We start from the raw sequence: 12,444 nt of genomic DNA, 5'->3' as shown, positions 1-12,444 counted from the left end.
GCTCATCGGTCGGGCCGCGGTGACTTGTCCAATGCGCCTGCCAGCCGCTCGACGGTCTGCCGCTGCCAGGTCAGGTAGTCGGTGTCCTCGGGCAGGCCCTCGGTGACGACGACGACGGGCACGCCCGCCTGGGTGGCGGCCTCGTGCACCTTCTTGGTGACCGGGGTCTGGGTCTGCGGGTTGTACAGCAGCGCCGACACCTCACCGCCGGTGATCAGATCGAGCACCTTCGCCAAGTCGGCGGGCGAGGGGTCGGTGTCCTCCTCGATCGCGCCGGCGAAGCCCTCCGGTGTCCGGTCGGTCAGGCCGGCGTTGCGCACCAGGTAGTAGGCGACGGGTTCGGTGGCCACCACCGCCGCGCCGGAATGGTGCTGCCCGATCGCGCGCTCGGCGGTGAGGATCTCCTCGACCTTCTCGCCGAAGCGCGCGGCGTTGGCCCGGAACTCCTGAGCATGGTCGGTGTCGATCGCGGCCAACCGCTCGGCAACCTGTGTGGCGACCGCCTTGGCGGTGGGCAGGTCGTAGAAGACATGTTCGTTGGTGGCGCCACCGATGGCGGGCAGCAGCGAATAGGCATCGACCGCGGGGACATTCGGGGTGGTGGCCAGCACCTCGTCGACCCAGCGGTCGTAGCCGCCACCGTTGTAGACCACCAGCGTCGCGTCGGCGATCTCGGCGGCGGCGGCCGGTGAGGCCTCGAACGAATGCGGATCGTTGACGGCGCTGATGAGGATCGACTCGACGGTGGCGTGGTCGCCGACGACGGCCTCGGCGACGCTGCCCCAGACGTCGGTGGAGGCGACGACGGTCGCGGTCTCGTGGCCGTGCCCGTCGGCACTTCGCTGTTCGGTACAGCCGGCCGTCAGACCGATCAACGTGGCCACCGCCACCACCGCCGTCAACCTCAAACCCATGCGCAGCCCCTAATACAAATGAAAACCGTTTCCAATAACTCTAACGCAGGTGCCCGTCGGAGCGGAAACCATCGGCTAACGTCAACGGGTATGCCGAGGAGTCCCGCGCCGAGACGGCGTGCGACCCTGGCCTCACTGGCCGCCGAGCTCAAGGTGTCGCGGACCACGATCTCCAATGCCTACAACCGGCCCGACCAATTGTCGGCGGATCTTCGCGAACGGGTGCTGGCCACCGCCAAGCGGATGGGCTACCCGGGCCCCGACCCGGTCGCGCGTTCGCTGCGCACCCGAAGGGCGGGCGCGGTCGGGCTGATGATCACCGAACCGCTGAACTACTCGTTCTCCGATCCGGCCGCGCTCGACTTCGTCGCCGGGCTCGCGGAGTCATGTGAGGACGCGGGACAGGGGCTGCTGCTGGTGGCGATCGGCCCCAACCGCACCGTCAAGGACGGGTCGGCGGCCGTACTCGCGGCCGGGGTGGACGGGTTCGTGGTGTACTCGGCGTCCGACGACGATCCCTATCTGCCTGTCGTGCAACAACGTCAGCTGCCGGTGGTGGTCGTTGATCAGCCCAAGGATGTGCCGGGTACCTCGCGGGTGTGCATCGATGATCGCGGCGCCATGCGGACGCTCGCGGAATACGTTGTGGGGCTGGGTCATCGGGAGGTCGGTCTGCTGACGATGCGACTGGGCCGGGACTGGCCGCCCGGTGGACCCGGCGCCGCACTGGCGGCCGCCGAGCGGGTGCAGACACCGCACTTCCACGTGCAGCGCGAACGGATCCAGGGTGTCTTCGACGCGATGACCGCGGCCGGTCTGGACCCGGAGTCGCTGACCGTCGTGGAGAGCTACGAGCATCTTCCGACTTCGGGCGGTGCGGCCGCGGCGGTGGCACTGGACGCCAATCCGCGCCTGACCGCGCTGATGTGTACCGCCGACGTGCTGGCGCTGTCGGCGATGGATTACCTGCGCGCCCGCGGTATCTACGTGCCGGGCCAGATGACGGTGACTGGATTCGACGGGGTCCGGGAAGCTCTGCGGCGGGGCCTGACGACGGTCACCCAGCCCAGCATCGAGAAGGGCAGGCGGGCCGGGCGATTGCTGCACCACCCGCCGCGCTCGGGACTGCCGACGATCGACGTGCTGGACACCACGGTGGTGCGGGGCCGCACATCCGGCCCGCCCGGCTAAAGCGCGTCAGCGCAGTGCCGTCTGCGCGCGTCGAGCAGATATTCCAGGGCCTCGGCGACGGCCTCGGGCGTGGCGATGCGGTATCGGGCCAGCGTGTCGCCGGGGCCGACCTTGACGCCCACGTCGGCCCCGCGCAACCGGCGGAAGGCCTTCTCGTCGGTGACGTCATCGCCGAAAAACACCAGGGCCGAGGCGTTTTCCTGGGCGCGCAGAAGGTCGAGGGCCGCGCCCTTGTCGGTCTGGATCACGGCGAACTCCAGTACCGCCTTGCCCTCGGTGATCTGCGCGTCCCACGCCTGGGCGGCCTCGCGGGCCTGGGCCAGCGCGGCGCGCCCGTCCTCGGGTGCGGCGTTGCGGACGTGCAGCGCGACACTGGCGGGTTTGGTCTCCACCGCGACACCGGGTTTGTCGGCCGCGATCGCGGTGAGTTCGGCGGTGATCCGGTCCAACAGATTCCGGTCGATGTCGTGGCCGAAGCCCGAGGCGAATTCGGCGCCGTGGCTGCCGACGAGGTGCACCGTCGCGGGCATCGCCGACAGCGCGCGGAGTACCTCGAGGGCGCGCCCGGAGATCAACGCGGCCGAGGTGTCGGGCAGTTCGGCCAGTTCGACGAGCGCGGCGGCCGCCGCAGGCAGCGCGCGGGCGTCGGCCGGATTGTCGACAATCGGGCTGAGCGTGCCGTCGAAATCGGAGGTGACCAGCAGGCGAGGAACCCCGGCGACCTCGGCGAGCGCATGCTGCAGATCGGGCGGAAGGGCACTCACCGCTCAGATCTTAGGGTGCTCCCCGTCGCCGATGAGCAGGCGCACCGCCAGGTCCAGTCGCTTGGCGACGTCGGTCGCCGAGGCCCTTCTGGTCAGCCATGCCAACAGGTTCGACAGCCACACATCCGAGATCACCCGCGCGATGTGGTACTGGTCCTCGGTGGGTTCCCCGTCGCTCATCGCGCGGGCGAACATCGAGTCCATCAGCTTGCCGACATGGTCGACCTCGCCGGCCGCGGACGCGTCGGCGAACACGAACGCCCGGGTCATGGCCTCGGTCAGCAGCGGATTGCGCTGCATCGCACGGTTGAGCTTGCCGACCATCAGGTTCAGCCGCTGATACGGGGTGCCGCCGGTCAGCGTGGCGCGGTCGGTCTTGGCGTCGATGCGCTCGAACTCCCGGCCCAGTGCCGAGACCAGCAGATGCACCTTGGACGGGAAGTAGCGATACAACGTGCCGACCGCGACGTCGGCCCGTTCGGCGACCGCACGCATCTGGACGGCTTCGTAGCCGCCCTTGGAGGCGATGGCCAAGGTGGCGTCGAGGATGCGTTTGCGGCGTTCCCGCTGCGCTTCGGAGCCGAGCTCCGACTCGGCCAGAACCGCCACGTTCATCACCTGGCGTGGCCGTGATTCCGGCCCCGAACCAGGGTCGGTTTGTGCTGTCTCTGGCAGGCCGGACATCTGGTCGGCGGCTCCTTCATGGTGCGGAGATCACGGTCGACTTGACGATCGAACGCTGGCACTATTAGAACACGTTCTAGTGGGAAGCATGGATTTCCCACCCAAAAGCTAGGAGTCACGGTGGCGGTTTCTCCCGCGGAGACCAGCGCATCCGAACAGTTTGCCGCGCGCGAACTCGTCAGAAGCTGGGCGGCGAGTTCGGGCGCCGTGGCGGCCGCGCGGGAGGTGGAGCAGGGCACGGCCGACGCCTGGCGGCGACCCTACGACGGGTTGGCGCAGCTGGGGCTCTTCGGCGTGGCGCTGCCCGAGGCGCACGGCGGGGCCGACGGCACCGCCGAGGATCTGTGCGCGATGGTCGACGAGGCCGCGGCCGCCATGGTGCCCGGGCCCGTGGCCACCACCGCCCTGGCCACCCTGCTCATCGGGGATGCCCACGCCGACTTGCTCGAGGCGCTGGCCACCGGACAACGCACCGCCGGCGTGTCACTGTCGGCCGACGTGCGCGTTTCCGACGGCAAGGCGTCGGGCACCGCGGAGTACGTGCTGGGCGCCGACGACGCGGGCGTACTGGTGCTGCCCGCCGGCGACGCCGTGCTGCTGATCGACGCCACCGCCGACGGGGTGCGGGTCGAGCCGTTGAAGGCCAGCGACTTCTCCCGCCCGCTGGCGCGGGTGGTGCTGGACGCGGCGCCCGCCGACACGCTGCCGGTGTCGGCGCAGCGCCTGGCCGATCTGGCCGCGGCGATCTCGGCGGCCGAGGCCGCCGGTCTGGCCCGCTGGACCCTGCAGACCGCCACCGAATACGCGAAGGTGCGCGAGCAGTTCGGCAAGCCGATCGGCAGTTTCCAGGCGGTCAAGCACATGTGCGCCGAGATGTTACTGCGTTCCGAGCAGGCCGCGGTGGCCGCGGCCGACGTGGCCAGGGCCGTCGTGCACGGCGACGAGCGGCAACTGTCCATCGCCGCGGCGGTGGCGGCCGCGGCATGCATCGACGCGGCCGCGGCCAACGCCAAGGACTGCATCCAGGTGCTCGGCGGCATCGGCATCACCTGGGAACACGACGCGCATCTGTACCTGCGCCGTGCGTACGGCATCGCGCATTTCCTCGGCGGCGCCTCACACTGGCTGCGCCGCGTCGCCACGCTGACCCAGCAGGGTGTGCGCCGGGAACTGACCATCGACCTGGATTCGGTGGCATATCTGCGACCCGAGATCTCTTCCACGGTGGCCGAAATCGCCGCACTGCCCGCTGACAAGCGCCAGGCGGCGCTGGCCGAGACCGGTCTGCTCGCACCGCACTGGCCGCGGCCGTACGGTCGGGAGGCCGGCCCCGCCGAGCAGTTGTTGATCGACCAGGAACTGGCCGCGGCCGAGGTCGTACGTCCCGACCTGGTGATCGGATGGTGGGCGGTGCCAACGATTCTCGCGCACGGCAGCCCCGAGCAGATCGAGCGGTTCGTGCCCGACACGCTGCGCGGGGACATCTTCTGGTGCCAGCTGTTCAGTGAACCGGGCGCCGGGTCCGACCTGGCCGCGCTGCGGATGAAGGCCGTCCGGGCCGACGGCGGTTGGCGGCTGACCGGGCAGAAGGTGTGGACGTCGGCGGCGCAGAGGGCGCAGTGGGGGGTGTGCCTGGCGCGCACGGATCCCGACGCACCGAAACACAAAGGCATCACCTACTTCTTGGTCGACATGAAGTCGGCGGGCATCGTCATCCGCCCGCTTCGGGAGATCACCGGTGACGAACTCTTCAACGAGGTGTTCTTCGACGACGTCTTCGTGCCCGACGAGATGGTCGTCGGCCAGGTGAACGACGGCTGGCGGTTGGCGCGCACCACCCTGGCCAACGAGCGGGTCGCGATGTCACACGGCACCGCACTGGGCAATCCGATGGAGGAGTTGCTGCGCACGGTGGTCGACCTCGACCTCGACGCGGCGGGCCAGGACCAACTCGGCGCGATGATCGTGTCGGCGCAAGTCGGTGCGCTGCTCGACCAGAAGATCGCCGAACTCGCTGTCGGCGGCGAGGATCCGGGCCCGCAGGCCAGTGCGCGCAAGTTGATCGGCGTGCGCTACCGCCAGGCGCTCTCCGAGTTGCGGATGGAACTGTCCTCAGGTGGCGGCGTCGTGCAGAACCAGCAGGTGCACGACTTCCTCAACACCCGCTGCCTGACCATCGCGGGCGGTACCGAGCAGATCCTGCTCACCATGGCGGGTGAGCGACTGCTGGGGTTGCCGCGCTAGGGAGTCAGCTGAACGCGGCCTGTGCGCACGCGTCCGGCGAGGTGAGGTTCACGCCGCCGTAGACCACCTGGATGTGCGAGCACACGATCAGCGGAACATCGGTGCGCGGCCCGCCGGTGCGCGAATCGACCGGCCAACTGTTGCCACGGAAGGTGAACTTCTCCGGCGGCCCGCCGCCGAAGTAGATCGTGGTGAACTCGACGTCGGTCAGCGACTTGAACGAACGCGTGTTGGGCGCATCGAAATTGAAGTGCAGATAGACGCTGCGGTCCATGGTGCGCAGCGTGGTGGTCTGGCGCGCCCACAGATCGCCGGGGAACCCGACCGGCCCCTGCGGGGTGCGCAGGTAGGCGGCGGTGTCGAACAGGCAATTCGCCTCGGCAGCAATGCAATTGGCGGTCACTCTCATCTCGAGGGCGGTCGCCGCGTCGACGGGCACGGACGCGTTGGCGGTGTCGATCGCCGCGGACGCGGGTGCGGCCGACCCCACCGCCAGTGGTATCGCCGCGATCGTGCAAAGAATGCCTGCCAACCGCTTCACAATTGCCTCCTGTTGTGCGGCGAATGGTAGCCCGGGCGTTATTCGTCGTAGGTGACTTCGACTGAATCCGACCGTGGCCGGGCCTGACAGCCCAAAATCAGCCCCTCGTCGAGGTCGGACTGTTCGAGCACGTCGTTGACCTCCATCTCGACCTCGCCACTCGTCTTGAGTACCGCGCAGGCGCCGCAATGGCCCTCCCGACAGGAGAACGGCGCGTCGAGGCCCTTGTCGAGCAGCACGTCGAGCAGTTTCGCGCTGCGGGGCCACACCACTTCGTGGCGTTCCCCGTCGAGCGTGACGACCGCGGTGGCCGGGCCCTCGTCGCTGTCGGCGTCTTCGGTGTAGTCGATCGTCACCGCGGCGAACGGATCGGATTCCAGCGATTTGAACACCTCGATGTGCACGCGCTCGGCGCCGAGTGCGGCCAGCGCCTCCTCGGCCGCGGCCATGAACGGTCCCGGTCCGCAGATGTAGGCGTCGTGGCCCGCGTAGGGGGCGGCCAGCGTCGTCAGGGCCGCCGTGGAAGGCAGACCCTGCACGCTTTCGAGCCAGTGCACGACGGTCAACCGGTCGGGGTACTTGGCCGCCAGTTCGCGCAGCGCCGCCGAGAAGATCACCGAGTTCTCGTCGCGGTTGGCGTAGATCAGCACCACCTTGCCGCTGCCCTCGGCCAGCGCCGACTTGCAGATCGACATCATCGGGGTGATCCCCGATCCCGCCGCCAGCAGCAGGAAATCGGTGTCCAGCGTCTTGGGCACGAACGTGCCCGACGGGGCCAGCACGTGGATCTTCATGCCGGGGTGGGCGTGGTCGCACAGCCAGTTGGACGCGTACCCGCCGTCGGTGCGTTTGACGGTCACCGTCATCGGGTCGCCGGTGAACGGTGAACTGCACAGCGAATAGCAGCGCGCCACCGACCCGGTGCGATCGCTTGGCACCCGCAGGGTCAGAAACTGCCCCGGCGCGTACCGCAACCGCTCGGCGGGGATGGCCGGCGCGTCGGGACCTTCGGGCGCGCTGAAGACCAGCGAGCGCGCATCGGCGGTCTCCTCGACGACCTCCGCGAGCACCAGCTCGAGCACATGGCTGCCGAGCGGCTCATCCGTCACAGCTGTCCACCCTCCTGGTGTGAATATTAGAACAGGTTACAGAAATGCATGTGTGCAGCTCAAGCCACTGCAAGCCCGTCCTACTCGACATGAATCGTAACGTGTTCTAATCTCTGTTTGTGTGATCGGCTCTTCACGAAAGCGCTCATCGCAGTCCCTACTGTCCGGGAGGCAAACCAGTGACGTCCATTGAACAGCGTGACGTGGAGGCGGTCCTAGCCGGCGTCGACGACCTGTTGCCGTTGATCGCCAAGCGCGCCCAGACTACCGAGGACCTGCGGCGCCTTCCCGACGAGACGGTCAACGAACTCGACGAGGTCGGCTTCTTCAAGCTGTTGCAGCCTCAGCAATGGGGCGGCATGCAGTGCGACCCGACGCTGTTCTACGAGGCCGTGCGCCGTCTGGCGACCGCGTGTGGATCCACCGGTTGGGTCGCCTCGATCGTTGGCGTGCACAACTGGCACCTGGCGTTGTTCGACCAGAAGGCCCAGGAAGAGGTCTGGGGCGACGACCCGACCGTGCGGGTGTCGTCGTCCTACGCCCCGATGGGGGCCGGCCAAGTCGTCGACGGCGGCTACCTGGTCAACGGATCGTGGAACTGGTCGTCGGGTTGCGACCACGCGTCGTGGACCTTCGTGGGTGGTCCGGTGATCAAGGACGGCCGCCCTGTCGACTTCGGCAGTTTCCTGATCCCGCGCACCGAGTACAAGATCGACGACGTCTGGCACGTGGTCGGCCTGCGCGGAACCGGCAGCAACACGCTGGTGGTCAAGGACGTGTTCGTGCCGTCGCACCGCTTCCTGTCCTACAAGGCGATGAACGACGGCACCGCGGGCGGCCTGCAGGCCAACACCGCGCCGGTGTACAAGATGCCTTGGGGCACCGTGCATCCGACCACCATCTCGGCGCCGATCGTCGGAATGGCCTACGGCGCCTACGACGCGCACGTCGAGCACCAGGGCAAGCGGGTGCGTGCCGCGTTCGCCGGCGAGAAGGCCAAGGACGACCCGTTCGCCAAGGTCCGCATCGCCGAGGCGGCAAGCGACATCGACGCCGCGTGGCGCCAGTTGATCGGCAACGTCGGCGACGAGTACGCGCTGCTCAAAGGCGGCAAAGAGATTCCGTTCGAGCTTCGTGCCCGGGCCCGTCGCGACCAGGTTCGCGCCACCGGTCGGGCCATCGCGTCCATCGACCGGCTCTTCGAGGCCTCCGGCGCCACCGCACTGAACAATGACGCTCCGGTGCAACGGTTCTGGCGGGACGCCCACGCCGGGCGTGTGCACGCCGCCAACGATCCCGAACGCGCGTACCTGATCTTCGGCAACCACGAGTTCGGTCTGCCGCCTCAGGACACGATGGTCTGATCAGGCTGTTCGATGACATCCTTCGCCGCCGAAGCCGCACAGCAGCAAGAGATCACATTCGAGTCGACATCGCGCTACGCGCAGGTCCGCGCGGGCGAGAAAGACATGCGCCTGCACTACCACGAGGCGGGCGTCGGCAACGGTAAGACCGTCGTGCTGCTGCACGGTGGCGGGCCCGGCGCGTCGAGTTGGTCGAACTTCGGCCGCAACATCGCCGTGCTGGCACAGCATTTCCACGTGCTGGCCGTCGACCAACCCGGGTACGGACACTCCGACAAGCACACCGAACACGAGCAGTACAACCGCTACAGTGCGACCGCGTTGCGCAGCCTGTTCGACCATCTCGGACTGGACCGCGCCGACCTGATCGGCAACTCGCTGGGCGGCGGCACCGCGGTGCGGTTTGCACTGGACAACCCCAAGCGGGCGGGCAGGCTGGTGCTGATGGGCCCCGGCGGGCTGTCGGTGAACCTGTTCGCGCCCGACCCCACCGAGGGCGTCAAGCTGCTCGGCAGGTTCACCGCGGACCCCACCCGCGAGAACATGGAGAAGTTCCTGCGCATCATGGTCTACGACCAGAGCCTGATCACCGAGGAACTGATCGACGAGCGGTTCGAGATCGCGAGCCAACCGGAGTCGCTGGCCGCGGCCCGCGCGATGGGAAAGTCGTTCGCAGGCGCGGACTTCGAACTCGGCATGATGTGGCGCGAGGTGTACAAACTGCGTCAGCGGGTGCTGCTGATCTGGGGTCGTGAAGACCGGGTGAATCCGCTGGACGGGGCGCTGGTCGCGCTCAAGCAGATCGCCCGCGTGCAGCTGCACGTCTTCGGGCAGTGTGGCCACTGGGCCCAACTGGAGAAGTTCGACGAGTTCAACAAGCTGACCATCGACTTCCTCAACGATGGTGCCGGGGAGGCGAAATCATGAGCATCCGGTCGCTGGGATACCTGCGGATCGAGGCCACCGACGTCGGTGCATGGCGCGAGTACGGCCTCAAGGTACTGGGCATGGTCGAGGGCAAGGGCGCGGTCGACGGCGCGCTGTATCTGCGCATGGACGACTTCCCGGCCCGTCTGGTGATCGTGCCCGGCGAAAGCGACCGCCTGCTGGAATCCGGCTGGGAGACGGCCAATGCCGCGGGCCTGCAGGAGATCCGCAATCGGCTCGACCTGGAGGGCACTCCGTACAAGGAGGCCACCGCGGCCGAACTGGCCGACCGCCGCGTCGACGAGATGATCCGGTTCCAGGACCCGTCGGGCAACTGTCTGGAGGTGTTCCACGGGGCCGCTCTCGAACACCGCCGCGTCGTGAGCCCGTACGGGCACCGGTTCGTCACCGAGGAGCAGGGCTTGGGTCACGTGGTGCTGACCACCCGCGACGACGCCGAATCGCTGCACTTCTATCGCGACGTGCTGGGCTTTGCGCTGCGCGACTCGATGCGGCTGCCGCCGCAGTTGGTGGGCAGGCCCGCCGACGGAGCGCCTGCGTGGCTGCGGTTCTTCGGGGTCAACCCGCGCCACCACAGCCTGGCCTTCATGCCGGGTGAGACACCGAGCGGCATCGTGCATCTGATGGTGGAGGTGGAGAACTCCGACGACGTCGGCCTGTGCCTGGACCGGGCGCTACGGCGCAAGGTACCCATGTCGGCGACGCTGGGTAGGCATGTGAACGACAAGATGCTGTCCTTCTACATGAAGACTCCCGGCGGCTTCGACGTCGAATTCGGTTGCGAGGGGCTGCAGGTCGAAGACGACAGCTGGGTCGCACGGGAGAGCACCGCGGTCAGCCTGTGGGGGCACGACTTCAGCATCGGCTTCAAGGGACAGTGACAGCCCGCAAGGACATCGACGCCCGCACGTTCCGAAATGTGCTGGGCCAGTTCTGCACCGGTATCACGGTGATCACCACCGTGCACGAGGACATGCCCGTCGGTTTTGCCTGCCAGTCGTTCGCGGCGCTGTCGCTCGACCCGCCGCTGGTGCTGTTCTGCCCGACGAAGGTGTCCCGGTCCTGGCAGGCCATCGAGGCCAGCGGACGCTTCTGCGTCAATGTGCTGCACGAGGATCAGCAGCACGTGTCGGCCCGGTTCGGATCCAAGGAGCCCGACAAGTTCGGCGGAATCGACTGGCACCGGTCCGAACTCGGCTCACCGGTCATCGAGGGCACGTTGGCCCACATCGACTGCACCGTGCATTCCGTGCACGACGGCGGTGACCATCTGGTGGTGTTCGGCGCGGTGCACTCGCTGTCGGATGCGCCGCACCGCAAAGCCCGGCCCCTGCTGTTCTACCGTGGGCAGTACACCGGCATCGAACCGGACAAGAACACCCCGGCGCAGTGGCGCGACGACCTGGAGGCGTTTCTCACCGCCACCACCGACGACACCTGGCTCTAGATACACCCCGCCGCACACGGATCGGCCGGCGGCAGCGACTCGGGTAGCGGTGCGTTGGGATCGACGGGTGCCTGCTCGGTGAGATCGATGTCGTGGTCGAGTCCGGGCGCCATCGGGATGATGTTGCACAGGAAGCTCAGCGCGAACTCGCATGGGGGAGGACCCGGTGGTTGCGCGCCTGCGGTCGGTGCGGACAGCACGGTCGCCGTCAACGCGGCGGCCAACGGAACGGTCGCGGTGATCAGGGCTCTGCGCAACATCGGATCACCATAACGTCCGCTGCTAGGGCCTCCCAAGCAGCACGTCGCGTTGATCGGCCATCCGGGCGCGGATCGCGCTCAGCACCGCGGCGACCTCGGGTCTGCGCATCGTCTCGGCCCGCGCGACCAGCCAGTACGACAACCGGACGGCCACCGCGTCGGGCAGCACGCGCACGAGGTCGGCGTGGCGGTCGGCCATGAAGCACGGCAGCAGGCCCAGTCCGGCGGCCGCTCGCGTCGCCTCCACGTGGACGAAGACGTTGGTCGAGGTGACCGATTCGCGCATGGCGGGAGCGAAGCTCGTCGCCACGTCGAGGTCGTCGACCTGCAACATCGATTCGATGAAGTAGACGAGTGGGAAGCGTTCGAGGTCCGCGATGTTCGCGGGCGGCCCGTGCTCGGCGAGGTAGTCGCGGGAGCCGTACATGCCCAGGCAGTAGTCGCCGAGCCGGATGGCCTTGGCCCGGTGCACCTTCGGCTCGCCGACGACCACCTCGACGTCCAGCCCGGAGCGCTGCTGGGTGGCGCGTTGGGTGGCCGCGACGATCTCCACGGCCACGCCCGGATGCTTACGCTGCACCTGGGCCGCCGCGGGTGCGGCGATGTAGGCCGAGAAGCCGTCGGTGGCCGAGATCCGGACCACCCCTTCGAGGATCCGCTCGCCGCCGGTGTCCACCGCGAGCGACCGGACGGCGGATTCCACCGCCTCAGCGGCCGACAGCGCCTCGCGCCCCAGGTCGGTCAGTTCCCAGGCCCCGGCGACCCGAGTCAGCACCCGGCCGCCGATCGCCCGCTCGAGCGCGGCGATCCGGCGCGAGACCGTGGTGTGGTTGAGCCCGAGCTCGTCGGCCGCGGTGCGGTAGCGCCCGGAGCGGCCGACAGCCAGCAGTACGAGGAGGTCGTCGGCGCTCGGCCGGCGCCCGGACGGCGACGCCATGTGTGCATTTTTGCAGATCACTCCTGCAGCTTTGGCCATTG

The 12,444-nt window shown here is 68.4% G+C and carries 13 protein-coding genes; 6 read left to right on the top strand and 7 right to left on the bottom strand.

Annotated elements, in window-relative coordinates; all coding sequences use genetic code 11:
- Positions 1 to 2: 2 nt before the first annotated feature.
- Positions 3 to 914: a metal ABC transporter solute-binding protein, Zn/Mn family gene (locus tag ABQE89_RS01145; protein WP_448413261.1), complete on the bottom strand. Its 912-nt coding sequence runs from the start codon at positions 912 to 914 to the stop codon at positions 3 to 5.
- A gap of 90 nt (positions 915 to 1,004) precedes the next feature.
- Between ABQE89_RS01145 and ABQE89_RS01140 the strand changes: the two genes are divergently transcribed.
- Entirely contained in the window at positions 1,005 to 2,105 is a 1,101-nt protein-coding gene (locus tag ABQE89_RS01140; protein ID WP_448413259.1) for an Rv3575c family transcriptional regulator, read from the top strand.
- Here ABQE89_RS01140 and otsB read toward each other — a convergent pair.
- Entirely contained in the window at positions 2,102 to 2,869 is a 768-nt protein-coding gene (gene otsB, locus ABQE89_RS01135) for a trehalose-phosphatase (protein WP_448413257.1), read from the bottom strand. The genes ABQE89_RS01140 and otsB overlap by 4 nt on opposite strands.
- Before the next feature lie 3 nt (positions 2,870 to 2,872).
- Positions 2,873 to 3,484 (bottom strand): cholesterol catabolism transcriptional regulator KstR, encoded by a 612-nt coding sequence (kstR, locus tag ABQE89_RS01130; RefSeq protein WP_448413558.1) that lies wholly within the window; start codon positions 3,482 to 3,484, stop codon positions 2,873 to 2,875.
- A 189-nt stretch (positions 3,485 to 3,673) separates the two neighbouring features.
- On the opposite strand from kstR, the gene ABQE89_RS01125 reads away from it, so the two are divergent.
- Entirely contained in the window at positions 3,674 to 5,797 is a 2,124-nt protein-coding gene (locus ABQE89_RS01125; protein WP_448413255.1) for an acyl-CoA dehydrogenase family protein, read from the top strand.
- Between the two features lie 4 nt (positions 5,798 to 5,801).
- On the opposite strand, the gene ABQE89_RS01120 is transcribed toward ABQE89_RS01125, so the two are convergent.
- Both ABQE89_RS01120 and ABQE89_RS01115 read right to left on the bottom strand, forming a co-directional pair.
- The gene (locus tag ABQE89_RS01120) at positions 5,802 to 6,338 is read right to left on the bottom strand and encodes a hypothetical protein (protein ID WP_448413253.1); all 537 of its coding nucleotides are present in this window, start codon (positions 6,336 to 6,338) and stop codon (positions 5,802 to 5,804) included.
- A gap of 38 nt (positions 6,339 to 6,376) precedes the next feature.
- Positions 6,377 to 7,447 carry a 2Fe-2S iron-sulfur cluster-binding protein gene (locus ABQE89_RS01115; protein ID WP_448413251.1) on the bottom strand — a complete coding sequence of 357 codons (1,071 nt, stop codon included), beginning with the start codon at positions 7,445 to 7,447 and terminating at the stop codon, positions 6,377 to 6,379.
- Positions 7,448 to 7,626: 179 nt separating this feature from the next.
- On the opposite strand from ABQE89_RS01115, the gene hsaA reads away from it, so the two are divergent.
- The 4 genes from hsaA to hsaB are packed head-to-tail and all read left to right on the top strand — an operon-like array spanning position 7,627 to position 11,206.
- Complete coding sequence (hsaA, locus tag ABQE89_RS01110) at positions 7,627 to 8,811, top strand: 3-hydroxy-9,10-secoandrosta-1,3,5(10)-triene-9,17-dione monooxygenase oxygenase subunit (protein ID WP_448413249.1); 1,185 nt, start codon at positions 7,627 to 7,629, stop codon at positions 8,809 to 8,811.
- Positions 8,812 to 8,823: 12 nt separating this feature from the next.
- The gene (gene hsaD / locus ABQE89_RS01105; protein WP_448413247.1) at positions 8,824 to 9,738 is read left to right on the top strand and encodes a 4,5:9,10-diseco-3-hydroxy-5,9,17-trioxoandrosta-1(10),2-diene-4-oate hydrolase; all 915 of its coding nucleotides are present in this window, start codon (positions 8,824 to 8,826) and stop codon (positions 9,736 to 9,738) included.
- Entirely contained in the window at positions 9,735 to 10,640 is a 906-nt protein-coding gene (hsaC, locus tag ABQE89_RS01100) for an iron-dependent extradiol dioxygenase HsaC (protein WP_448413245.1), read from the top strand. Before hsaD ends, hsaC begins: the two co-directional genes overlap by 4 nt.
- On the top strand, positions 10,637 to 11,206 hold the full coding sequence (gene hsaB / locus ABQE89_RS01095; RefSeq protein ID WP_448413243.1) for a 3-hydroxy-9,10-secoandrosta-1,3,5(10)-triene-9,17-dione monooxygenase reductase subunit: 570 nt from the start codon (positions 10,637 to 10,639) through the stop codon (positions 11,204 to 11,206). Before hsaC ends, hsaB begins: the two co-directional genes overlap by 4 nt.
- On the opposite strand, the gene ABQE89_RS01090 is transcribed toward hsaB, so the two are convergent.
- Complete coding sequence (locus ABQE89_RS01090; protein ID WP_448413241.1) at positions 11,203 to 11,466, bottom strand: fibronectin-binding protein; 264 nt, start codon at positions 11,464 to 11,466, stop codon at positions 11,203 to 11,205. The two genes, hsaB and ABQE89_RS01090, sit on opposite strands and share 4 nt — an antisense overlap.
- Before the next feature lie 22 nt (positions 11,467 to 11,488).
- Positions 11,489 to 12,442, bottom strand: coding sequence for a LysR family transcriptional regulator (locus ABQE89_RS01085; protein ID WP_448413556.1), 954 nt, complete (start codon positions 12,440 to 12,442; stop codon positions 11,489 to 11,491).
- Positions 12,443 to 12,444: the final 2 nt, after the last annotated feature.

The organism is Mycolicibacterium sp. XJ1819 (assembly GCF_053483675.1).
Note: the sequence above shows the minus strand (reverse complement) of the source record. Positions and strands in the feature narration are given on the sequence as shown.

What these genes read in the sequence shown, in the direction of transcription:
- ABQE89_RS01145 (WP_448413261.1), bottom strand. Translation starts at nt 914, where the DNA reads ATGGGTTTGAGGTTGACGGCGGTGGTGGCGGTGGCCACGTTGATCGGT.
- ABQE89_RS01140 (WP_448413259.1), top strand. Translation starts at nt 1,005, where the DNA reads ATGCCGAGGAGTCCCGCGCCGAGACGGCGTGCGACCCTGGCCTCACTG.
- kstR (WP_448413558.1), bottom strand. Translation starts at nt 3,484, where the DNA reads ATGAACGTGGCGGTTCTGGCCGAGTCGGAGCTCGGCTCCGAAGCGCAG.
- hsaD (WP_448413247.1), top strand. Translation starts at nt 8,824, where the DNA reads ATGACATCCTTCGCCGCCGAAGCCGCACAGCAGCAAGAGATCACATTC.
- hsaC (WP_448413245.1), top strand. Translation starts at nt 9,735, where the DNA reads ATGAGCATCCGGTCGCTGGGATACCTGCGGATCGAGGCCACCGACGTC.
- ABQE89_RS01090 (WP_448413241.1), bottom strand. Translation starts at nt 11,466, where the DNA reads ATGTTGCGCAGAGCCCTGATCACCGCGACCGTTCCGTTGGCCGCCGCG.
- ABQE89_RS01085 (WP_448413556.1), bottom strand. Translation starts at nt 12,442, where the DNA reads ATGGCCAAAGCTGCAGGAGTGATCTGCAAAAATGCACACATGGCGTCG.